The sequence below is a fragment of the Marinobacterium alkalitolerans genome, assembly GCF_017776525.1.
Classification (GTDB): domain Bacteria; phylum Pseudomonadota; class Gammaproteobacteria; order Pseudomonadales; family Balneatricaceae; genus Marinobacterium; species Marinobacterium alkalitolerans.
The window spans coordinates 179892-200670 of record NZ_JACVEW010000003.1 but is presented as its reverse complement, the minus strand read 5'-3'; the positions used below and the strand labels follow the sequence as shown (position 1 = coordinate 200670).

Here is a 20779-nt window from a genome sequence, read left to right as displayed (position 1 = left end):
AATTAGTCCCGAACCCCAAGGAAAGGACAGAACACCGGATGATTCTGACGCTGCTCTTTGCCAGTGCCATGCTGCTGATCAGTATCGTACTGAGCCCTCTATCCAATCGAATCGGCATGCCGGTGCTGTTGCTGTTCCTTGTGGTGGGTCTGGTTGCCGGTCAGTCCGAGCTGGGGCAGCTGGTCTCTACTGATGTGTCCAGCACCTTTCTGGTTGGCAACCTGGCGCTGGCGATCATCCTGCTGGACGGCGGGATGCGCACGCGCATCGAAACCTTCCGGGTGGGGCTGAAGCCGGCCCTGACGCTGGCGACAGCGGGTGTTCTGGTCACTGCGGCCTTAACAGGGCTTGCTGCCTACTGGATTCTCGAGCTGCCCCTGCTGCATGCCCTGTTGATCGGGACCATCATTTCATCCACCGATGCGGCCGCGGTCTTTGCCCTGTTGCAAAACCATGGCCTGCGTCTGAATCAGCGTGTCAGTGCAACGCTGGAGATCGAGTCGGGCAGTAACGACCCGATGGCGATCTTTCTGACCATTATTCTGCTGGAGTTGATTACCCGTGATACGCCGCCCGGGCTGCCGGAAGCACTGGGGCTGCTGATCAAACAGCTGGCGCTGGGCGGGCTGGGTGGACTGGCCGGTGGCTGGCTGCTGTCAAGGCTGCTGTCTCACCTGGAGCTTCAGCCGGCCTTTTATCCACTGCTGGTAACCGCGACCGGCTTGAGTGTGTTTGCGGGCGTAACGCTGCTTGATGGCAGCGGCTTTCTGGCCATCTACCTGATGGGCATCTGGGTGGGGAACCGTGGCCTGCGCAAAATGGATGATATCCTGCAGGTGCATGACGGGCTGGCCTGGCTGGCTCAGCTCAGCCTGTTCCTCATGCTGGGGCTGCTGCTGTCGCCGCATGAACAGCTGACCCTGATACCGGAAGCGATGGCGCTGGGCGTAGTGCTGATTCTGATTGCTCGCCCGCTGGCGATTGGCCTGTGCCTCTGGCCGTTCAAGTTTCGCTGGCGCGAGCAGCTCTTTATCGCCTGGGTCGGGCTGCGTGGCGCGGTACCGATTGTGCTGGCGCTTTTCCCGCTGATGGCCGATGTGGATAACGCGGCCATTTTCCCGACCATCGCCTTTATCGTGGTGGTGCTCTCGCTGTTGTTGCAGGGCACGACGCTGGCGCCCGTGGCTCGCTGGCTGAAACTGGAGCTGCCGGCGGAGCCCTCGGCGCTGCAGCGACTGTCGCTGGACTGGTCCCTGACCCATAACCACCGCCTGATGATTTTTGAGCTGGATGGCGAACACTGGTCACCGCCGCGTACACTGAAGGGCATTCGTCTGCCGCCGGATGTGGTGGTCACGGCTGTACTGCGCAAGGAGTTGCTCCTGCCCTATGAAGATGATCTGGAGCTGCAGGCGGGTGACCGTCTGGCCGTGATCGGCGCGGATGACACCGAGACTCGGCTGGCACGTCTGTTCAGCTCGGTTGAATCGATTCCGGCACTGAAGGAAAGCACATTCTTTGGTGCCTTTGAGCTGAACGGCGCCATCGAACTGGATGCGCTGGCACAGAACTTCGGTGTTCAGGTGGATCCCGGGGTGCGTGAGCAGACGCTTGATGCGTATATCAAGTCTCGCCTCAAGGCACCGCCGGTGGAAGGGGATCGCGTCGGGCTGGGGTCAATCGTGCTGGTGGTGAAATCGGTTGAAGGGGGGCAGGTGACCCGAGTTGGTCTAAAGTTCTGACGCGACTCACTGACACCTGCGGTCTTAAATGGTTTAATGCCTTCGCGTGAAACATGTAAAAAGGAGAGTGCGCGTTGATTGAAGCGGTCTGGATCGTCTTTGCCTACGGCCTGGGTATGGCTGTGAAACTGGCGGGACTGCCCCCCTTGATTGGTTATCTTGCGGCAGGTTTTGCCATTGTGGCTGCCGGTGATTTGGCAGGCATACCGGTTGAAGGAACGGATGTACTGGCCCATCTGGCTCATTTGGGGGTTCTGCTGCTGCTGTTTACTGTAGGGCTGAAATTGAAGGTGCGTAACCTGGTTCGGCCTGAAGTGATCGGTGGAGGTCTATTGCACTTTACGATCTCCGTGCTCTTGTTTATGCCCGGGATTCATTTTTTTATGGATCTGGACTGGCAAACGTCCTTGATGCTGGGTATCGCGCTATCATTTTCAAGCACGGTACTGGCCGCCAAAGTGCTGGAGTCCAAGCGTGAGCTGCGCGCCTTTCATGGCCGCGTTGCTATCGGTATCCTGATTGTTCAGGACCTGATTGCTCTACTCGTCCTGGCGCTGGCCAGCGGTAAAACCCCCTCCATGTGGGCCCTGGTCGTGTTTGGTATCCCGTTGTTGCGCCCGCTCCTGTACAAGGTACTGGATATCAGTGGCCACGATGAACTCCTGGTTCTGCTGGGACTGTTGTTGGCACTCGTGGTGGGCGGACACGGTTTTGAAACCATCGGCCTCAGTTCTGAACTCGGGGCGCTCGCCTTTGGTGCGCTGCTGGCCAACCACAAGCGTGCCGGTGAGCTGTCGCAGTCACTATGGAGCATCAAGGAAGTTTTCCTCGTCGGTTTCTTCCTCCAGATCGGTATGGGCGGGCTTCCGGATATGGACGCGCTCATATTTGCCGTTGTCATGGGCGCCCTTTTACCGCTCAAGGGCATCCTGTTCTTTTTCCTGCTGCTGCTCTTCAAATTGCGTGCTCGCAGTGCCTTTTTATCCGGTCTGAGCCTGACCAACTACAGTGAGTTTGGCTTGATCGTGGCCAGCATTGTGCTGCCCCAGTGGCTAGTGCCTCTGGCCATTGCGGTTTCAGTTTCATTCCTGATTTCGGCGCCTCTATATCGCCTGGCCCATCCTCTGTACGATCGTTTAGGGGCATGGCTTAGCCGCTTTGAGCGTCAGGGTTTTCATCCCGACGAGCAGCCGCTTTCAGTGGGGGATGCGCGTATTCTTGTGATCGGCATGGGACGTACGGGCACTGCGGCATATGATCATTTGAAGCAGCGCAACATCCCCATGGTAGGTCTGGATTCTGACCCGGCCAAGGTGAACCTGCACCAGCAGAATGGGCGCAATGTTGTATTCGCGGATGCAGAAGATGTACAGCTCTGGAAAAACCTGCAGGCACCCGCTCTGGAATACGTGATTCTGGCGGCCAATGATGTTGAGGCCAAGGTCATCGCTGCCCGTCAGTTGCGCCAATCAGGGTTTGATGGCGTGATCGTGGCACACAGTATGTTTGCTGATCACGCAGACGCCATCACCCGTGCTGGCGCAGATCATACCTACCAGACCATGGCAGAAACCGGCGTCGGTCTGGCTGAGCATATTTTCAGCGCCGGTGAGCGCAAGCGTCAGCAAGTGCTTTGATTGAGTTGCATTGAAGCACCTGTCTGGCAGGTGCTTCAATCAATCTCCTTCAGCAAGGTATCGACCATGTCATCCATGGTTACCAGCCCGATAAGGGTGTTATCCTCCAGCACCAGAATACGCTTGATGCGGTGTTGTGCCATAAGCTCCGCTACATGACGTACCGCCAGGCTTTTACCTACGGTAAGAGCTGGCTTGACACAGACGTCGTACACATTCAGCAGATCGATATCACCGCTTTCAGCAATTACGGTCTTGACGATATTCGTGTAGGTAATCAAACCATAGGCATCATGGTCGTGGTTCTTGTCTACCACCAGTGATTTGAGTCCTTTGCGCTTCATCAGGCTTAACGCATCGCGCAACGTCGCAAAGGGGGAAATGGTGACCACATCGCGCACCATTACATCTTGTACCAGCATGTCCTTCTCCTGTCAGAGTGAGTCCTTTAGATGCTGTTCAAACTTCTGAATTTGAGCCATGTCCATGCCGCGAAGGTGCTCCAGGGGCAGGCTGAATACCAGTCCGCGTGAGCCGTCCTTGCCATCGACTTGTAACAGTTTTTCGAATGCTTTCAGAACCTCCAGCGACAATTTGCGCTCCAGGACCATCAGCAGCACGGACTGGTTGCCGTCATAGGCAAACCCGAAAAACGTTTTACGGGTTTCGTTGCTGATGCCTCGCCCCTGGATGATGGTGATGCCGCCTGCGCCCAGGTCGCGGGCCTGATCCACACACTGCTGTTCCATATCTTCGGGCACAATCCCGACTACAACTGTGAACTTCATACGCCCTCCTGTTTGACTATGCGATTGCGCCTGTCGGCCCAGATCGCGTATAGCATGACGGTCACAATGGGAAAGATCGAGGCGAAAGCGATCAGTCCAAAGCCGTCGATCAACACATTGCGCCCTTCGATCTGACTGGCCAGACCAATGCCAAGCGCGGTCACCAGGGGTACGGTGACTTCGGAAGTGGTGACGCCGCCCAGGTCATACGCCAGTGCCACTATGTAGCCTGGGGCAATGAGCGTCAGCACAATCACAAACAGATAGCTGACAATGATGTAATAGTGTAGCGGGTCACCGTGTATCAGGCGCCATACTCCCAGCGTGATACCGATGGCCACTCCAATAGCGACAAGCAGCCGGATCGCGGCCGCATTGATTTGCCCGGAAGCTGCCTCCTCGGCCTGTTTGCCGATGGCCAGGAGAGCGGGTTCTGCCATGGTAGTCGCAAAGCCGATCAGGAAGGCGAACAGATATATCAGGAGATAGCCTTCACGCGCTATCAGTTGTTCTGCCATGCTGGTGCCAATGGGGAATAGCCCCATTTTCAGGCCGATGACAAATGCATACAAACCGACAATGACCAGTATAAAACCCAATACTACCTGCCGTGGGTTGGCCAGAGGGTGACGCAATATCACGTATTGAAAAAACAGAATGGTAATGATGATGGGCAGGACATCCCTCACCATGGTTGCCAGGTCGAGCAGCCCCGTGAGGATTGGGTGAGGGGCGCTGCTTTGCTCGCTGGCAGATGAACTCAACAGCGTGAGTGCCGGGTCCGGTTGAGCATAGACCCAGGCCCCGTAAAGTTGCACGCTGATCATGGGCACCATAACGGCCATGGCCACCAGACCAAATCCATCCTTTAGGGGGCTGCGACCACGGATGGATGCAGCAAGGCCAATCCCCAGGGCGGCTATCAGCGGCACGGTTACCACATTTGTGGTAACGCCACCGGAGTCATACGCCAGGCCGACAATCTCGGGCGGGGCAAAAAAAGTCACTACAACCACCAGAATATATCCGATGATCATATAGTGATGGATGGGGTGGCCAAAAATGATGCGAAATACGCCCAGAGCCGTTACGGTACCTACGGATGCAGCGACCAGCAGGCGAAGCGTCGTGGCATCTATTCGACCCGCGCTGATGACTTCAGCCTGGCTTGCAACAGCAATTAAGGCCGGTTCGGCGACAACGGCAGAAAACCCCAGGCAGAAGCCAAAGCCAAGCAGTACCGGCAGGGAGCCCTGGCGGGCGAACTGGTTGGACAGACTCTTGCCAACCGGGAAAATGCCCAGTTCCAGCCCCTGCAGAAAGAGAGCGACACCCAAGGCAACGATGAGCAGGCCAGCAGCCATGCTGATACTGTTCTCGGGTACTTGCTGCAAGATAATCAACTTGAACAACAGCACCACTGACACGATCGGCAGCAGGTTTTTCAACGCATGCAGCAAGTGCCGCCCAATAGAGTGCAAGTAGCTCAAGGGCTAGTCTCCCTGAGATGAGTCTTCTTTCCGGGATTCGACCGTTCGGGGTGGTGATTGTTCCCTTTCGAGCAGATTTAATGCGCGTTCAAGCTGGGTTTCGATTCGCTCCAGTCGACTTTCCAGCCGCGTGATACGGTTCAGGTTCTGACGTTCACGTTCGGCAATCTGGCCCTCGTCCTTTTCGATAAAGAACACGGAAAAACTGGCAGTGAGCAGTGAAAACATGCATATGCCGATCAGTATCAGCAGGGAGCCGAACAGGCGGCCCTCATTGGTGCTCGGGACAATATCACCGTAGCCCACGGTCGTCATCGTGACCCAGGCCCACCAGATACCATCCAGTGGCCCATCAAAGGCCGGGTCCAATGCAGCGATAAGGAAGCCGGAAATAAACAGGAACAGCAGGCAGACCAGCAGAGTGGTGCCGAGGTTATGTCTTGCCAGGATCAGGCGCAGGTCCCGCGAAACCTTGAACAGGATGCCCAGCATCACCAACAACCGCAGTGAGCGGATGGCACCGGCATAAAAACTGTGTGCGCCCCAGAGGGCGGGCAGTCCACCCAATATGATCACCAGACTCATCCAGTTGGACCTGAGATAACGCTTGCGGTCATCGACCACGTACAGCATCAGGCACAGCTCTGTGGTGAAGCCCAGCCAAATGACCCAATCCGTGACTTGATGGGTGAAGGCAGATCCGAATCCGTCTGCCCGCATATACCAGTCCACCAGTATCCACAGGGCCAGCAGGAGCATGGGCCACTCTAGGCGATTGCTCCAGCGTTTGGCGCGCGGGTTTTCCAGAGGGCTGACACCGCCGAAGCCGAGCCGGAACATCAGCGAGTGGTGTCGTTCATAGCTCATGGCGGTAGTCCCGGTCAGTGGTGAAGGCTGAGCAACTGGTCCAGTTGTGCCAGCAGGTCCAGCAGACGGTCGGTGTCTTCGTCCATCTGCTTGAACACTTCCTCGGCCATCGGATGGATCTGGCTGTTCTGCGGCAGCGGAAGATCGCGTGCGATCATCTCTTCAAGACGCGGAATCAGCAGCCACTGTACCCACTCGGTGAAATCCAGTGTATCGACACAGAAGGGCTGGGTGCTGGCCAGCGCTTCGGGCTTGGGCGGCTGGGCGGACCAGACGCCCAGCTCATCCATCTCGGTGCGAATGTCGATCAGCAGTGCGCTGACATGTTCTACACGAGACATCAGTTCTCCTTGCGTGCTGCTTTCAGGGTATCGGCAATCAGGAAGGCCAGTTCCAGTGACTGGTCTGCATTCAGACGCGGGTCGCACTGGGTATGGTAACGGTCGGCCAGACCCTCTTCCGTGATGCGGTAGGCACCACCGATGCACTCGGTCACATCGTTGCCGGTCATTTCAAAGTGAACACCACCGGCGTGTGTGCCCTCGGCGTTATGGACTTCGAAGAAGCCCTTCATCTCCGCCAGAATGGCGTCCACACTGCGGGTCTTGTAGCCGCTGGATGCCTTGATGGTGTTGCCGTGCATCGGATCTGAGCTCCACACCACATGGTGGCCACTGGCCTTCACGGCACGTACCAGCGGCGGCAGCAGTTCGGTGATCTTGTCGGCGCCCATGCGCGCGATCAGCGTGATGCGGCCGGGGATCTGGGCCGGGTTCAGGATATCCAGCAGGCGCAGCAGGTCATCCACCTGAGTGCTGGGGCCGACCTTGATGCCGATCGGGTTGCGTACACCGCGCAGGAACTCCACGTGGGCATGGTCCGGCTGGCGAGTACGGTCGCCGATCCAGAGCATGTGGGCTGAGCAGTCGTACCAGTCGCCGGTCAGGCTGTCCTGACGGGTCAGTGCCTGTTCGTATCCCAGCAGCAGGGCTTCATGCGAGGTGTACAGGCTGGTTTCCTTCAGCTGCGGAGTGTTGTCGGAGCTGATGCCGCAGGCCTCGATAAACGCCATGGTTTGATCGATCTGGTCGGCCAGGTGCTGGTATTTTTCCCCCTGCGGGCTCTGCTGTACGAAGCCCTGAGTCCACTGGTGGACCTTGTGCAGGTCGGCAAAGCCGCCGGTGGCGAAGGCGCGCAGCAGGTTCAGCGTGGCCGCTGACTGGTGGTAGGCCGACAGCAGGCGCTGCGGGTCCGGTGTACGCGCTTCTGAGGTGAAAGCGATATCGTTGATGATGTCGCCTCGGTAGCTGGGCAGTTCGATGCCGTTAATCGTTTCCGTATCGGCAGAGCGAGGTTTGGCGAACTGGCCGGCCATGCGCCCGATCTTGACCACCGGACAGCTGCCGGCGAAGGTCATGACGACCGCCATCTGCAACAGTACCCGGAAGGTATCGCGAATCTTGTTGGCGTTGAATTCAGCAAAGCTCTCGGCGCAGTCACCGCCCTGCAGCAGGAAGGCCTTGCCCTCTGCTACCTGAGCCAGATCATCGGTCAGAGAGCGGATCTCGCCGGCAAAGACCAGCGGCGGATACTCCCCCAGCACCTTTTCTACCTGAAACAGGGCATCCTGATCGGGGTAGTGGGGGTGCTGTTTGATCGGCTTGCTGCGCCAGCTGTCGGGAGTCCAGTTTTCCATCGTGCTCTCACTGCTTGTTTAACGGTTAGGGTTAGCCTGATGGTACCGCAAAAAGACGGCTTTCGGCAGCCTGCAGGCGGTTCCGGGCAAAGGAAACAGAGTTGTCGGCTTGATTCACCGGTGAAGACTCGCGCAGGATGCTCGGCATCTGATCCAGTGGGCCGGTATACTGGCTTCCTTGACCTCTCATGACTTGCACGGAGACCGAATGTCCACACGCGTTTTCAAGGTGTCCCCTTCCTACAGGCGTCGCCAGCAGGCACGCCAGCTGGCCTGGCTGCTGGCCATGCTGGGGCTGGTGGCCCTCAGTTTGTACTATCTGGTTCAGTCCTTGAGTGGCCCCGTTGAAGTGGCCGAGTTGCTGTTACCCGTGCTGGGTGTTCTGTCCTGCTCCGCTTATGCCGCCAAACTGGTGATGCAGTTGAGGGTCGGCAAGCGCGCCTATCCGGACGTGTGCTGGGATATGGAGCAGGAAGTTCTGCAGTTGCAACAGCCGGAAGGGACGGTGCGAATGGCGCTGGCAGATATGCTCAGTGCACGAGTGCAGGTCGGGCTTGGGCGAGTGCTGTCGCTGACGCTGACCAGCACCACGGGTGAGCAGCTTCGCCTTGAGGGGTACAAGGGGCTGGACGAACTGGTGGATTTGCTGGAAAACCGCATGCCCGAGGGTCAGGTGGTGCGAACACGCCTGCGCTTTTAGTTCCCGGACAGGCAGGCTCAGGCGCTGCGGACCCCGTTGAGGTTCTTGAACGTGATTTCGCGCGCGGTGTTCAGGAAATCGACCATGAAATCGGCATCCTTCTGGTCTTCACGCATGGCCGCGTAAAGGGTGCACCAGAGGCCTTTTTCACCCAGTGGGCGAGACGCAATGTAGTTGCGCTGCAGGTACTCATAGGCAGCCCAGTTGGGCAGGGCGGCGACGCCGCGGCCGCTGGCGACCAGTTGCATGATCATAACCGTCAGTTCTGCCGTGCGAATCTCCTGGGGCTCAACGTCGGCCGGGTCCAGGAAACGGGTAAACACATCGAGCCGGTCCTGTTCTACCGGATAGATGATCAGGGTTTCACTGGACAGGTCTTCCGGGCGCACATAGCGCTGCCCCACCAGACGATGCTGCCGCCCCATCACCAGTACGGACTCGTAGCTGAACAGGGGCACATAGTGAATGCCGGTACGCGGCTCGGGATCCGAGGTGATCACCAGGTCCAGATCGCCACGGCTCAGTGCCGGCAGCGGCTGAAAGCTGAAGCCGGTCGACAGGTCCAGCTCCACTTCGGGCCAGTGTTGCCGGAAGTGATCGATGGTGGGCATCAGCCAGTCAAAGCAGCTGTGGCATTCGATACAGATGTTGAGGCGGCCTGCTTCGCCACCAGCGAGACGCGAGATGTCACGCTCGGCACTGCGGACCATCGGCAGCAGCTCATCGGCCAGTGCCAGCAGCCGTTGACCAGCACTGGTGAAGCAGATGGGGCGTGTCTTGCGGATAAACAGGGAGCAGTTGAGGCGCTCTTCCAGATCCTTGATCTGGTGCGAAAGCGCTGACTGGGTCAGATGAATGCGTTCTGCAGCTTCCACCAGACTGCCTGCATCGCGCAGGGCTGCCAGCGTTTTCAAGTGACGAATCTCAATCATGCCAAGGGTCCTGATCCCGAATTGATGCCAGTATAGTCTCCACTCACGCCCTGTGGCGAGTCCGGCGGCATGCCGTGCCTGCCGCCGGGTCGATCAGGATTTGACCAGCAGGAACTCCAGCAGGGCCTTCTGGGCGTGCAGGCGGTTTTCGGCTTCGTCGAAGACAACCGCGCGCGGATCTTCAAGCATGTCTTCGCTGACTTCTTCACCGCGGTGAGCCGGCAGGCAGTGCATGAAGATGGCGTCCTCTTCGGCCAGATCCATCAGGGCCGGGCTGACCTGGTAGCCGCGGAACTCACGCACGCGCTCTTTCTGCTCGTCTTCCTGACCCATGGATGCCCATACATCGGTCACTACCAGGTGAGCGCCTTTGACAGCCGCTTCGGGGCTCTCAAACAGGCTCACCCGGTCGCTGTTGCGGTTGACCAGATCAGCGTTGGGCGCGAACTCTTCCGGGCAGGCAACGTTCAGGTGGAAATCAAACTGGCGCGCTGCGTTGATGTAGGAGTTGCACATGTTGTTGCCGTCGCCGACCCAGGCAACTGTTTTGCCCTTGATGGAGCCGCGGTGTTCGATGAACGTCTGCATGTCGGCCAGCAGCTGGCAAGGGTGGTAGTCATCGGTCAGGGCATTGATCACCGGGACGCGGGAATAGCGCGCAAAGGTCTCCACCAGCTCATGGCTGAAAGTGCGGATCATGACCACGTCGACCATGCTGGAAATGACGCGTGCGCTGTCTTCAACCGGCTCACCACGACCCAGCTGGGTATCACGCGGTGACAGGAACATGGCATGGCCGCCGAACTGTGCCATGCCGGCTTCGAAGGACACGCGGGTGCGGGTGGATGCCTTTTCGAAGATCATGGCCATGACCTTGTTCTTCAGCGGCTCGTAAGTCTCACCGGCATTGCGCATCTGCTTGAGAATGATGGCGCGCTGAACGATCTGTTGCAGTTCGTCCGGCGTCATGTCCATCAGGGTTAGAAAGTGTCTAGTGCTCATAGGTTGGCTTGGTCGGTGGCTTTGGGGCCACCGGCTCCCGTTCAAAGTGACTGTTTAATTGTCTGTTGCCGAGTCCAGCTCTTCACCGGCATATACGCGAATCAGTTGGGAAACGGTGCTGACCAGCAGGTCCGCTTCCTGGTCGCTCATGATCAGCGGCGGCAGCAGGCGGATCACGCGGCCACCTCCGGTGATGTTGAGCAGAATGCCTTTTACCTTGGCCAGTACGGCCAGCTCGGTTCCGGCTTCGGTCAGTTCGATACCGATCATCAGGCCCTTGTTGCGGACCTCCTGCACATAAGAGGCTTCGCCGATTTCGGCTTCAAACGCGGCACGAATGCGGTTGCCGAGTGCTTCGGCGCGGGCGCAGAGGCCGTCCTGAACAATGGTGTCGACCACGGCGATGCCGACCGCGCAGGCCAGCGGGTTGCCGCCATAGGTGGTGCCATGTGCGCCGGGGGTGAAGACTTCTGCGGCGACACCGCGGGCCAGGCAGGCGCCAATCGGGAACCCGTTGCCAAGCCCTTTGGCAGTGGTGACCACATCCGGCAGGATATCGGTGTGCTGATAGGCAAAGTACTGGCCGGTGCGTCCGTTGCCGGTTTGCACTTCGTCCAGCATCAGCAGGAGATCGTGTTCGTCGCAGATGGCACGAAGCTGGTTCAGGTAGTCGTCGGCGGGAATGTGGACACCGCCTTCGCCCTGGATCGGCTCAACAAGAACGGCCACGACATTGCTGTTGTTGGCCGCGACCTGGCGAACCGCTTCAGCGTCGTCAAAGGGGACGCGCACAAAGCCGCTGACCAGTGGTTCAAACCCCTGCTGCGCGCTGCGGCTGCCGGTGGCACTCAGCGTGGCCAGGGTGCGACCGTGGAAGGACTGTTCCATGACAATGATGGTGGGGGTGTCGATGCCGCGGGCATGACCGTATCGGCGTGCCAGCTTGATCGCCGCTTCATTGGCTTCGGCGCCGGAATTGGCAAAGAAGACGTTTTCCATGCCCGAGATACGTGTCAGGCGCTCAGCCAGCTCTTCCTGCAGCGGGATTGTATACAGATTGGAGCAGTGGATCAGCTTGCCGGCCTGCTCGCTGATGGCACGGGTAACGGCCGGATGGGCGTGGCCTAGGCCGGTTACGGCGATGCCGCAGAGTGCATCCAGATAGCGGTTCCCGTCGGTATCGTACAGCCAGGACCCTTCGCCATGCTCGAAAGCAACCGAGAGGCGGTTGAATACGTTCATCAATGGCTGAGTCGCCATGGGGTCTCTCCCTACAACGCAAAAAGGCAGCCTTGGCTGCCGTTAAAACAACCATTCTATGAGGCGGAACCTCTTTTGGCAATTCGCAGGGGAGCGACCTGTGTCAGTTAAACGACAAAAGCCTTGAAAAACAAAGCCCCTGAACCCATAACGGGTATTGAGCATATTTTAGACGGCTTAAGTTGAGTGAAACGCTTGGGTATATGTTAGAATGGCGGCTTGCCCGGACTCAAGTTTCAAACAAAAGGTGTATTCATGAGCGTAGTTGAAACCATCAAAGAACAGATCGAGAACAATGCGATTCTGTTGTACATGAAAGGCACGCCCCGCTTCCCGCAGTGCGGTTTCTCATCCCGTGCGGTCGAAGCCGTCATGTCCTGTGGCGAGCGCTTTGCATTTGTGAATATTCTGGAAAACCCGGATATCCGTTCTGAACTGCCCAAGTACGCGAACTGGCCCACGTTCCCCCAGCTCTGGATCAACGGCGAGCTGGTCGGCGGCTGCGACATCATCTGCGATATGGCGGCCAGCGGTGAACTCAAGGAAATGATTGTTGCTGCATCCAAGGATGATGAGGGCGAAAGCGCCTGAGCATCAGATTCAGCATATAAACCGGTCGCGTAAAGGCGCGGCCGACATAAATGACCAACACGGAGAGATAACATGGGTGTACTGGTAGGCAAGCAGGCTCCTGACTTTAACGCTGCAGCAGTGCTGGGCGATGGCCAGATTGTTGATAACTTCAATCTGCAGGAAGCGATCAAGGGCAAATATGGTCTGGTCTTCTTTTACCCGCTGGACTTTACCTTTGTATGTCCGTCCGAGCTGATTGCTCTGGATAACCGCATGGACGCCTTCAAGGAGCGCGGCGTTGAAGTGATTGGTGTTTCCATCGATTCCCAGTTCACCCATAACGCATGGCGTAATACCCCGGTCAACGAAGGCGGTATTGGTCAGGTGAAGTACACCCTGGTGGCTGACGTCAAGCATGAAATCTGCCAGGCATATGACGTTGAAGCGGATGCCGGTGTTGCTTTCCGTGGCGCTTTCCTGATCGACAAGGACGGCGTTGTGCGCTCCCAGATCGTCAATGATCTGCCGCTGGGTCGCAACATGGACGAGCTGATTCGTCTGGTTGATGCGCTGCAGTTCCACGAAGAGCACGGCGAAGTGTGCCCGGCTGGCTGGAACAAGGGTGACAAGGGGATGGATGCATCTCCGACCGGTGTTGCCAAGTATCTGGCTGAAGAATCCGGCAAGCTGTAAGGCTTGGCCCAACGAAAAAAACCGCGTAACGACGCGGTTTTTTTATGCGCGCAGGAAAGGATTATTCCCGGGTGGCCAGTACCATGTCCCAGCCGCCCATGTCTTTCCAGCGGTTGACGATGGTGCAGAACAGTTCCGCTGTTTTGACGGTGTCATACAATGCGGAGTGCGCCTGGTCGTTATCAAAGTCGATACCGGCCATGTCGCAGGCCTTGGCCAGAACGGTTTGGCCATAGGCCAGGCCGGCCAGAGACACGGTGTCAAAGGTTGAAAACGGGTGGAAGGGGTTGCGCTTGCTCGCGCAGCGTTCGGCCGCATTGGTGACAAAACTGTGGTCAAAGGACGCGTTGTGGCCGACCAGTACCGCGCGTTTGCAGCCATGTGACTTGATCGATTTTCGGATAGGCTTGAAAATCGATTCCAGTGCGTCTTTTTCGCTCACGGCGTTTCGTGCAGGATCGTCCGGGTCAATGCCGGTGAAAGCCAGTGCTGAAGGTTCCAGGTTGGCACCGGGAAAGGGCTGTACATTGGCATCGTAGCTCTGATCGATCATCAGGTAGCCGTTCTCATCCATCGTCAGTGTGACGGCTGCGATCTCCAGCAGGGCATCGGTGCGTGGATTGAAGCCTGCCGTTTCGACATCGACGACAACCGGGAGAAAGCCCCGGAAGCGGTCAGCCATGGGATGGGGAGAAGCATGATGATGAGGCACGAAAATCCTTACTTGCAAGTTGTAATTGACCGCGGGCATTCTAACAGCCTGGGGTCGGTCGTCAAAACGACGGATTCAAGGTGCTGGCGGCCTGGCCGATAGCAACCAACATCAAGACATACGACCGGAGGCTGATCATTGACCCTGCGTTGCTTCGCTTTATTGCTGTTTCTGATGCTGCCGGTGTCGGTTCAGGCCGTGGTTTTTCGCGCGTCCCTCGACGAGTCGGTATGGGAGATGGAGACCTCACGCTTCTTTTGCCGCTTGAGTCAGACGGTGCCGGCCTTCGGGCGTGCGGTGTTTGAACATGAGGCGGGGGAAACGCTGAAGTTCGAGTTGAAGCCGACACAAAAGTATCAGCTTGAAGGAGATGCGCGTCTGGTGGCGCGAGCCTCTGCCTGGCAGCCCGGAGTGGCCCCGGTTGACATGGGGCAGGTCAGTATTCACACCGAGAGCGGAGGCTTTGTGTTGGGCAGCGAGCTGGCCAATGCGATGCTGGTTGCTCTGCACAAGGGCATGACGCCGACCTTCGCCAGCGACCGCTGGTTCGACAGTGATGAGCCGGTTGAAGTGGGTATATCAGCGGCCAACTTTCAGTCCGCCTATGATGACTACCTGGGGTGTCTGACCAGCCTGCTGCCGGTGAATTATCGACAGGTGGCGCGTACTGCGGTGCTTTTCCCGTCAGCGGCCTGGCGTCTGTCGGATGCCACCCGGGAGCGGCTTGACCTGATTGCGCTCTATGTCAAAACCGACGACAGCGTGAAGTCGATCTATGTGGACGGGCACTCGGACAACTATGGTCGACGTCTGCTGAACCGCGACCTGTCGAAGAAGCGTGCAGAAGAGGTGACACGGTATCTGGTCAGTCAGGGGGTGCCGGAGGACATGATTACCACGCGTTACCATGGTGAGCGCTACCCGGTGGTGCCCAATACCAGTGCCGAGAACCGCGCCCGCAACCGGCGCGTGGCCATCCGTCTGGAGCGTGAGTAGCACAGTTCAGTGAACCGTCGCTTTCTGTTATATTAAGCGGCACTTGTGCCGAGTGAATTATATCGCCGGACAGGGCCCCTCCTGTCCGGCTACTTGTTTCTGGAGCAGCAACATGTCCGATATTAAAAAGGTCGTTCTGGCTTACTCAGGCGGTCTGGATACTTCTGTAATCGTGCGTTGGTTGCAGGATACCTACAACTGTGAAGTGGTCACCTTTACCGCTGACCTGGGTCAGGGTGAAGAGGTTGAGCCTGCACGTGCCAAAGCCGAGGCCCTGGGGGTCAAGGAAATCTACATCGAAGATCTGCGCGAAGAGTTCGTGCGTGACTTCGTGTTCCCGATGTTCCGTGCCAACACCATCTATGAAGGTGAATACCTGCTCGGTACCTCCATCGCGCGCCCGCTGATTGCCAAGCGCCTGGTGGAGATCGCCAATGAAACCGGTGCCGATGCGATCTCTCACGGTGCCACCGGCAAGGGTAATGACCAGGTGCGTTTCGAGCTGGGTGCCTACGCGCTGAAGCCGGGCGTCAAGGTCATCGCTCCCTGGCGTGAGTGGGATCTGACCTCCCGTGAAACCCTGATGGCGTACTGCGAAGAGCGTGACATCCCGGTTGATTTCAGCTCCAGCAAGAAGAAGTCGCCGTACTCCATGGACGCCAACCTGCTGCACATCTCCTATGAAGGCGGCATTCTGGAAGATCCCTGGGCGGAAGCCGAGGAAGACATGTGGCGCTGGAGCGTCAGCCCGGAAGAGGCGCCTGATGAACCGACCTACCTGAACCTGACCTACCGCAAGGGCGACATCGTTGCCATCGACGGCAAGGAAATGACGCCGGCCACCGTGCTGGAGTACCTGAACAAGGTGGGTGGCGCCAACGGTGTAGGTCGTCTGGATATCGTGGAAAACCGCTTTGTCGGCATGAAGTCCCGTGGCTGCTACGAGACACCGGGGGGCACCATCATGCTCAAGGCGCACCGTGCGATCGAGTCCATCACTCTGGACCGTGAAGCGGCTCACCTGAAAGATGAGCTGATGCCGCGCTACGCCAAGGTTATCTACAACGGCTTCTGGTGGTCTGAAGAGCGCAAGATGCTGCAGCAGATGATCGACTACAGCCAGCGCAACGTGAACGGTGAAGTCCGCGTCAAGCTCTACAAGGGCAGCGTGACCGCCGTGGGCCGTCGTTCTGACGACAGCCTGTTTGATGAAAGCATCGCGACCTTTGAAGACGATGCCGGCTCCTACGATCAGAAGGATGCTGAAGGCTTCATCAAGCTGAATGCACTGCGCATGCGCATCGCAGCCAGCAAGGGCCGCGACCTGCTTGAAGACTGAGCATTGCAGGCGCGCAATTGCTCTGAGGCCATGCCGGTGAATCCGGCATGGCCTTTTTCATATTCAGTTGCTCCAAGTGACTGTCATGTGAAGGTTTTTTGCCTGACTTCAAAGCCTCATGCTATGTTCCGGTAACACTCGGTTAATGTAGGCCTATGGATACTCTTTTCTCTGGCAAGTCGGCCTTGATTCTCGATAAGCACCTGAATGATCTCGGTGAGCTGAGATCTATTCTGTCGTCGCTTGGCATCGAGCAGGTGGCCGTGGCTTCGTCAGTGAATATGGCGCTGTCGGTTCTGCGAGAGCAGCCGGTCGACCTCTGCTTCATGGTCTACGATCTGGGCAAGGGAGAAAAGAACGGCCTTCAGGTGCTGCACGAGGCTCAGGCTGAGGGCATCCATCGCTATGCGACCAGTTACATACTGGTGTCGGATCCCGAAATGTCGGAGCTCCTGTTTGGTTCTCTCGAGCACTCCCCCGACCTGTGTATCAGCAAACCCTACGACAGCGCACGCATCCGGCTCAATCTGGAGAAGCTGCTGCGGCTGAAAAATGCCGTCAGCCCTCTCGACGAGCTGATGGATCAGCAGAAATGGGTTGAAGCGCTGAATCTGTGCGATAAAAAGCTCGAATTCTATCCGGCCCTGAAAACTTTTCTGCTGCGTATCAAGGGCATCATCCTGTTGCGGCTGGGGCACTACGCGGAGGCCGCCGATCTGTTCAATGCCTTGCTGGAAATGCGGGATCAACACTGGATGCGGGTAGGGCTGGGGGTGGCCGCCTACCGTATGGGGCGCTTTGAACTGGCGCACACCAGCCTGAATAACGTGGTGAATCAGAATCAGGTCAGTCTGGATGCCTTCAACTGGCTGTCGCGCCTGCATCGCCTCAAGGGCGACTGGGGGCTGTCCATGTCGCTCCTGCGCAAGTCGGTGATGTTGCAGCCTTCGGTGGCGGTGCTTCAGGCCGAGCTGGGGAATGTGGCCGCTCGCATGCAGGACTGGCGGCTGGCGGTCGAGGCGTTCCGGGCAGCCGTGCGTTTTGGACGCTATTCCGCCTTTCAGAACCCGGACTACTACTTTGCCCTGGCCCGCAGTCTGTGTGATTACATGGATGAGCAGCAGCGCGAACAGGCCCAGGAGAGTGAAGGGGAAGCGCTTCAAGTGCTGGAACAGGCGGTCAATGACTTTGATCAGGAGCCGGCGGCCCTGCTGCGATCACGGCTGCTGCAGCATGATATCTTGCGTCGCAGCGGTGAGCGTGTGCGGGCTGATCAGTCGGCCCGTGATGCCCTGGCGCTGTTCAGAAACATGCCGTTGACGGAACAGGCGCTCTGGATCGATCAATTGAGTGATGGCCTTGAAGGGGCAGAGGTAGCGGCCGAAGTGGCTCAGCTGCGCCAGGAGTTGACGCGCAAGATGGTCGGGATTGACTGGGCGCGTGCCAACCTCACCGGGATGATGCAGTTCAGAAAGCACGAGCTGGTGCCGGCGCGAGATGCCTTCTGGCAGGCTCATCAGGCGCAGCCTGAAAGTGCCAGCATTGGCTTGAATCTGGTTCAGGCCGATCTTGAGCTGCTCAGGCGAGGTCAGGCACAGGACCCGGTTGCCACCTTGCGCCGTTGTGACGATGTCCTGCATGACATTCAGTATGCCGCGCTTTCCCACCGCCAGCAGCTTAGGCACAAGGGGTTGGCTGATCGTCTGTCAGAGCAGGTCAAGGCTGGCGATGATCAGAACAGCTGATCCTCGTCGTGCAGAAACAGCTTGTCCTCCTCGACGCTCTCAAACCTGTCGTCCTCATCACTGTTCAACGTACGAGCGACCTTACGGCTCAGCAGTTTGCGCTGTGCGGGAGGGGGCAGGTCAGTGAAGCGAATGACCTGTCGGTCCACCAGCGTGTCGACCAGGTCTTCCAGAATACGGATCGTGGAAAGGTCGGAGTCTTCCAGAAAGTCGGTGGCGCTGGCCATGGCGGACGCGTCCAGAGACAGGAATGACAGGACCTCGGGATCGGCTGCATCCACTGCAGTCGCGCCCGGTATGTTGCGATCAGTCAGGGCCGTGATGTTGCCCGACTCGTCTCTCAGTGCAAATAGCATTTAAGTCAACCTGATCTATGCTGAATTCCTGAAAGCAGTGTAGCCAGAGATTGCGTGAATGTAACCGGCAGAAATGCTTTTAACCATTTAAAACACTTGTTAGAGTGTTGTTTTTGTTCGGATTGCCGGCATGGATGTTGATAAAGACCCGCTTCTGAGTTGCCTGGTACTGCTCACTCAGTACAACCACCGACCCGTCTCAGCACAGGTGCTGACTGATGGGCTTCCGCTCGTGGATGGCCGGCTGACCCCAAAACTTTTTCTGCGTGCGGCTTCCCGGGGCGGTTTTGCAGCCAAGCTGGTGGAGCGACCGCTTAATGATATAGCGGCCCTGTTGCTGCCCGCGGTCATTCTGCTGAAAGACGAAAAGGCCTGCATTCTGCAGTCCATGGACCGGGACGCCGGCGAGGCCGAGATCGTCGAGCCGGAAACCGGTGGTGTTGTGCGCATGCCTCTGCAAGAACTGGAAGCGCTTTACACCGGGCATGTCATCTTCATGCGTCCGGAATTCCAGATGAGTGAGGGTTCAAGGCGTGAGCTGGATGATCGTGATGGACACTGGTTCTGGGGTACGCTTTGGCGTTCTGCGCGTATCTACCGAGACGTGTTGCTGGCGTCCCTGCTGATCAACCTGTTTGTACTGGCCAACCCGCTGTTCGTGATGAACGTCTATGACCGAGTGGTGCCCAACCACGCGGAAGAAACCCTCTGGGTGCTCGCGGCCGGGGTGCTGGTGGTCTACCTGTTTGATTTTGGCCTCAAGATGCTGAGGGCTTACTTCATCGAGATAGCCGGTAAAAAGTCTGATGTGCTGCTGTCCGCTCGGCTGTTCGAGAAGGTGATGGGCATGCGCTACGACGCCATGCCCGCTTCGGTCGGCGCCTTCGCCAGCAACCTGCGTGAATTCGACAGTATTCGCAACTTCCTCAGCTCGACCACCAACACCGTTCTGATCGACATTCCCTTCATGCTGCTGTTTCTGGTGGTCATCAGCTGGATCGGTGGTCCGCTGGTGGTGGTACCGGCGGCCGCTATTCCCATCATTCTCATCTATGCCCTGATGGTGAAGCCTTCCCTGCGTCGCTCGATCGAGCGCACCTTCAGCTCTACGGCGCAGAAGAACGGCACGCTGGTTGAGTCGCTCACCGCGATGGAAACGCTCAAGACCCAGCGTGCCGCCAGCCCGATGCAGGGGCGCTGGGAAGAGTCGGTGGGCTATATCGCTCGCTGGGGCCTGCGCTCACGGATGCTCTCGTCATCCGTCGTCAGTGTGGCCGGCTTCGTGCAACAGCTGGCGTCGGTTCTGCTGGTGATTTTCGGGGTCTACATGATCATGGACCAGACCCTTTCGATGGGTGGCTTGATTGCCTGTGTCATCTTGAGCGGCCGTGCCATTGCGCCTCTGGCTCAGGTGGCCAGTCTCATTGCCAACTATGAGCAATCCCTGAAGGCGTTGAAAACGCTGGATGAGATCATGCAGTTGCCGGATGAATATGACGGTGAACGCCGTTACATCCACCGCCCCGACCTCAAAGGCGGTATTGAGCTCAAAGAGGTCGACTTTACCTACCCCGGCACCGAGTACGGTGCGCTGCACAAGCTCTCTTTCCGGTTACAGGCGGGCGAAAAGGTCGCACTGATCGGGCGGATAGGTTCCGGCAAAAGCAGTATTCAGAAGCTGTTGCTGGGGCTCTATCGCCCCACATCCGGTGCGATTGAAATTGATGGCATCGACATGAACCAGATTGCGCCTTCGGACCTGAGGCGCTGCATCGGTTATGTACCTCAGGATGTCATGCTGTTTGCCGGTACCGTGCGTGACAACATCACCATTGGTCTGCCGCAGGCAAGCGACGAGCAAATTCTGAAAGCGGCCCGGCTGGCGGGTGTGGAGTCCTTCGTCAACAAACATCCTCTTGGCTTCGATATGCCGGTGGGTGAGCGGGGCAGTGCGCTCTCGGGTGGGCAGCGTCAATCGGTGGCCCTGGCCCGAGCCCTGCTGCACGATCCGTCCATCCTGATTCTGGACGAGCCCAGCAACTCCATGGATAACGCCTCCGAGGATGCCCTGCGCCGTCAGCTCAAATCATTCATCGGTGAAAAAACGGTGCTGATGGTGACACACAAGATGTCACTGCTGGACCTGGTGGATCGATTAATTGTGGTGGACGGTGGTCGCATCGTGGCGGACGGCCCCAAGGACAGTGTGCTGGAAGCCCTCAAACAGGGCCGTTTGCAGGTGAGGCGCTAA

General features: G+C 57.9%; 20 protein-coding genes. 9 read left to right on the top strand and 11 right to left on the bottom strand.

The features are described 5' to 3' along the window. Nucleotides 1-38 precede the first annotated feature (38 nt). The gene (locus tag H9C73_RS03305; RefSeq protein ID WP_209286353.1) at nucleotides 39-1742 is read left to right on the top strand and encodes a potassium/proton antiporter; all 1704 of its coding nucleotides are present in this window, start codon (nucleotides 39-41) and stop codon (nucleotides 1740-1742) included. Between the two features lie 74 nt (nucleotides 1743-1816). Next, the gene (locus H9C73_RS03300; RefSeq protein WP_209286352.1) at nucleotides 1817-3379 is read left to right on the top strand and encodes a cation:proton antiporter family protein; all 1563 of its coding nucleotides are present in this window, start codon (nucleotides 1817-1819) and stop codon (nucleotides 3377-3379) included. A 35-nt stretch (nucleotides 3380-3414) separates the two neighbouring features. Here H9C73_RS03300 and H9C73_RS03295 read toward each other — a convergent pair whose 3' ends face one another. The 6 genes from H9C73_RS03295 to H9C73_RS03265 are packed head-to-tail and all read right to left on the bottom strand — an operon-like array spanning nucleotide 3415 to nucleotide 8220. Beyond that, a complete protein-coding gene (locus H9C73_RS03295) occupies nucleotides 3415-3801 on the bottom strand; it encodes a CBS domain-containing protein (protein ID WP_209286351.1) in 387 nt (128 codons plus the stop codon). Between the two features lie 12 nt (nucleotides 3802-3813). After that, nucleotides 3814-4167, bottom strand: coding sequence for a transcriptional regulator (locus H9C73_RS03290; protein ID WP_209286350.1), 354 nt, complete (start codon nucleotides 4165-4167; stop codon nucleotides 3814-3816). After that, entirely contained in the window at nucleotides 4164-5657 is a 1494-nt protein-coding gene (locus H9C73_RS16315) for a DUF1538 domain-containing protein (protein WP_328797930.1), read from the bottom strand. The genes H9C73_RS03290 and H9C73_RS16315 overlap by 4 nt, the downstream gene beginning before the upstream one ends. 3 nt (nucleotides 5658-5660) lie before the next feature. Further along, a complete protein-coding gene (locus tag H9C73_RS03275) occupies nucleotides 5661-6524 on the bottom strand; it encodes a potassium channel family protein (RefSeq protein ID WP_209286349.1) in 864 nt (287 codons plus the stop codon). A 14-nt stretch (nucleotides 6525-6538) separates the two neighbouring features. Next, a complete protein-coding gene (locus tag H9C73_RS03270) occupies nucleotides 6539-6865 on the bottom strand; it encodes a YqcC family protein (protein ID WP_209286348.1) in 327 nt (108 codons plus the stop codon). Continuing rightward, on the bottom strand, nucleotides 6865-8220 hold the full coding sequence (locus H9C73_RS03265; RefSeq protein ID WP_209286347.1) for a class II 3-deoxy-7-phosphoheptulonate synthase: 1356 nt from the start codon (nucleotides 8218-8220) through the stop codon (nucleotides 6865-6867). Before H9C73_RS03265 ends, H9C73_RS03270 begins: the two co-directional genes overlap by 1 nt. A 208-nt stretch (nucleotides 8221-8428) precedes the next feature. Here H9C73_RS03265 and H9C73_RS03260 point away from each other — a divergent pair, with 208 nt between their 5' ends. Beyond that, nucleotides 8429-8920, top strand: coding sequence for a hypothetical protein (locus H9C73_RS03260; protein WP_209286346.1), 492 nt, complete (start codon nucleotides 8429-8431; stop codon nucleotides 8918-8920). A 17-nt stretch (nucleotides 8921-8937) separates the two neighbouring features. On the opposite strand, the gene H9C73_RS03255 is transcribed toward H9C73_RS03260, so the two are convergent. The 3 genes from H9C73_RS03255 to H9C73_RS03245 form a co-directional block, all read right to left on the bottom strand. Continuing rightward, complete coding sequence (locus H9C73_RS03255; protein WP_209286345.1) at nucleotides 8938-9852, bottom strand: LysR family transcriptional regulator; 915 nt, start codon at nucleotides 9850-9852, stop codon at nucleotides 8938-8940. A gap of 93 nt (nucleotides 9853-9945) precedes the next feature. Beyond that, nucleotides 9946-10854 (bottom strand): ornithine carbamoyltransferase, encoded by a 909-nt coding sequence (gene argF, locus H9C73_RS03250; RefSeq protein WP_209286344.1) that lies wholly within the window; start codon nucleotides 10852-10854, stop codon nucleotides 9946-9948. A 54-nt stretch (nucleotides 10855-10908) separates the two neighbouring features. Continuing rightward, entirely contained in the window at nucleotides 10909-12114 is a 1206-nt protein-coding gene (locus H9C73_RS03245) for an aspartate aminotransferase family protein (RefSeq protein WP_209286343.1), read from the bottom strand. Between the two features lie 255 nt (nucleotides 12115-12369). Between H9C73_RS03245 and grxD the strand changes: the two genes are divergently transcribed. After that, nucleotides 12370-12705, top strand: coding sequence for a Grx4 family monothiol glutaredoxin (gene grxD / locus H9C73_RS03240; protein ID WP_209286342.1), 336 nt, complete (start codon nucleotides 12370-12372; stop codon nucleotides 12703-12705). 72 nt (nucleotides 12706-12777) lie between these two features. Further along, on the top strand, nucleotides 12778-13380 hold the full coding sequence (locus H9C73_RS03235; protein WP_209286341.1) for a peroxiredoxin: 603 nt from the start codon (nucleotides 12778-12780) through the stop codon (nucleotides 13378-13380). Between the two features lie 61 nt (nucleotides 13381-13441). Here the strand turns inward: H9C73_RS03235 and rnt are convergent, their stop codons facing one another. Next, complete coding sequence (gene rnt, locus H9C73_RS03230) at nucleotides 13442-14062, bottom strand: ribonuclease T (RefSeq protein ID WP_209286380.1); 621 nt, start codon at nucleotides 14060-14062, stop codon at nucleotides 13442-13444. A 168-nt stretch (nucleotides 14063-14230) separates the two neighbouring features. On the opposite strand from rnt, the gene H9C73_RS03225 reads away from it, so the two are divergent. The 3 genes from H9C73_RS03225 (at nucleotide 14231) to H9C73_RS03215 (ending at nucleotide 18172) form a co-directional block, all read left to right on the top strand. Next, nucleotides 14231-15088, top strand: coding sequence for a flagellar protein MotY (locus H9C73_RS03225; protein ID WP_209286340.1), 858 nt, complete (start codon nucleotides 14231-14233; stop codon nucleotides 15086-15088). Nucleotides 15089-15200: 112 nt separating this feature from the next. Continuing rightward, nucleotides 15201-16427 carry an argininosuccinate synthase gene (locus tag H9C73_RS03220; RefSeq protein ID WP_209286339.1) on the top strand — a complete coding sequence of 409 codons (1227 nt, stop codon included), beginning with the start codon at nucleotides 15201-15203 and terminating at the stop codon, nucleotides 16425-16427. Between the two features lie 155 nt (nucleotides 16428-16582). After that, nucleotides 16583-18172, top strand: coding sequence for a tetratricopeptide repeat protein (locus H9C73_RS03215; RefSeq protein ID WP_209286338.1), 1590 nt, complete (start codon nucleotides 16583-16585; stop codon nucleotides 18170-18172). On the opposite strand, the gene H9C73_RS03210 is transcribed toward H9C73_RS03215, so the two are convergent. Beyond that, nucleotides 18160-18528, bottom strand: a complete 369-nt coding sequence (locus tag H9C73_RS03210; protein ID WP_209286337.1) for a hypothetical protein — start codon at nucleotides 18526-18528, stop codon at nucleotides 18160-18162. The genes H9C73_RS03215 and H9C73_RS03210 overlap by 13 nt on opposite strands. Nucleotides 18529-18658: 130 nt before the next feature. Between H9C73_RS03210 and H9C73_RS03205 the strand changes: the two genes are divergently transcribed. Continuing rightward, on the top strand, nucleotides 18659-20779 hold the full coding sequence (locus H9C73_RS03205) for a type I secretion system permease/ATPase (protein WP_209286336.1): 2121 nt from the start codon (nucleotides 18659-18661) through the stop codon (nucleotides 20777-20779).

What these genes read in the sequence shown, in the direction of transcription:
- H9C73_RS03305 (WP_209286353.1), top strand. Translation starts at nt 39, where the DNA reads ATGATTCTGACGCTGCTCTTTGCCAGTGCCATGCTGCTGATCAGTATC.
- H9C73_RS03295 (WP_209286351.1), bottom strand. Translation starts at nt 3,801, where the DNA reads ATGCTGGTACAAGATGTAATGGTGCGCGATGTGGTCACCATTTCCCCC.
- H9C73_RS03290 (WP_209286350.1), bottom strand. Translation starts at nt 4,167, where the DNA reads ATGAAGTTCACAGTTGTAGTCGGGATTGTGCCCGAAGATATGGAACAG.
- H9C73_RS03275 (WP_209286349.1), bottom strand. Translation starts at nt 6,524, where the DNA reads ATGAGCTATGAACGACACCACTCGCTGATGTTCCGGCTCGGCTTCGGC.
- H9C73_RS03270 (WP_209286348.1), bottom strand. Translation starts at nt 6,865, where the DNA reads ATGTCTCGTGTAGAACATGTCAGCGCACTGCTGATCGACATTCGCACC.
- H9C73_RS03265 (WP_209286347.1), bottom strand. Translation starts at nt 8,220, where the DNA reads ATGGAAAACTGGACTCCCGACAGCTGGCGCAGCAAGCCGATCAAACAG.
- H9C73_RS03260 (WP_209286346.1), top strand. Translation starts at nt 8,429, where the DNA reads ATGTCCACACGCGTTTTCAAGGTGTCCCCTTCCTACAGGCGTCGCCAG.
- H9C73_RS03255 (WP_209286345.1), bottom strand. Translation starts at nt 9,852, where the DNA reads ATGATTGAGATTCGTCACTTGAAAACGCTGGCAGCCCTGCGCGATGCA.
- argF (WP_209286344.1), bottom strand. Translation starts at nt 10,854, where the DNA reads ATGAGCACTAGACACTTTCTAACCCTGATGGACATGACGCCGGACGAA.
- H9C73_RS03245 (WP_209286343.1), bottom strand. Translation starts at nt 12,114, where the DNA reads ATGGCGACTCAGCCATTGATGAACGTATTCAACCGCCTCTCGGTTGCT.
- grxD (WP_209286342.1), top strand. Translation starts at nt 12,370, where the DNA reads ATGAGCGTAGTTGAAACCATCAAAGAACAGATCGAGAACAATGCGATT.
- H9C73_RS03235 (WP_209286341.1), top strand. Translation starts at nt 12,778, where the DNA reads ATGGGTGTACTGGTAGGCAAGCAGGCTCCTGACTTTAACGCTGCAGCA.
- rnt (WP_209286380.1), bottom strand. Translation starts at nt 14,062, where the DNA reads ATGGCTGACCGCTTCCGGGGCTTTCTCCCGGTTGTCGTCGATGTCGAA.
- H9C73_RS03220 (WP_209286339.1), top strand. Translation starts at nt 15,201, where the DNA reads ATGTCCGATATTAAAAAGGTCGTTCTGGCTTACTCAGGCGGTCTGGAT.
- H9C73_RS03215 (WP_209286338.1), top strand. Translation starts at nt 16,583, where the DNA reads ATGGATACTCTTTTCTCTGGCAAGTCGGCCTTGATTCTCGATAAGCAC.
- H9C73_RS03210 (WP_209286337.1), bottom strand. Translation starts at nt 18,528, where the DNA reads ATGCTATTTGCACTGAGAGACGAGTCGGGCAACATCACGGCCCTGACT.
- H9C73_RS03205 (WP_209286336.1), top strand. Translation starts at nt 18,659, where the DNA reads ATGGATGTTGATAAAGACCCGCTTCTGAGTTGCCTGGTACTGCTCACT.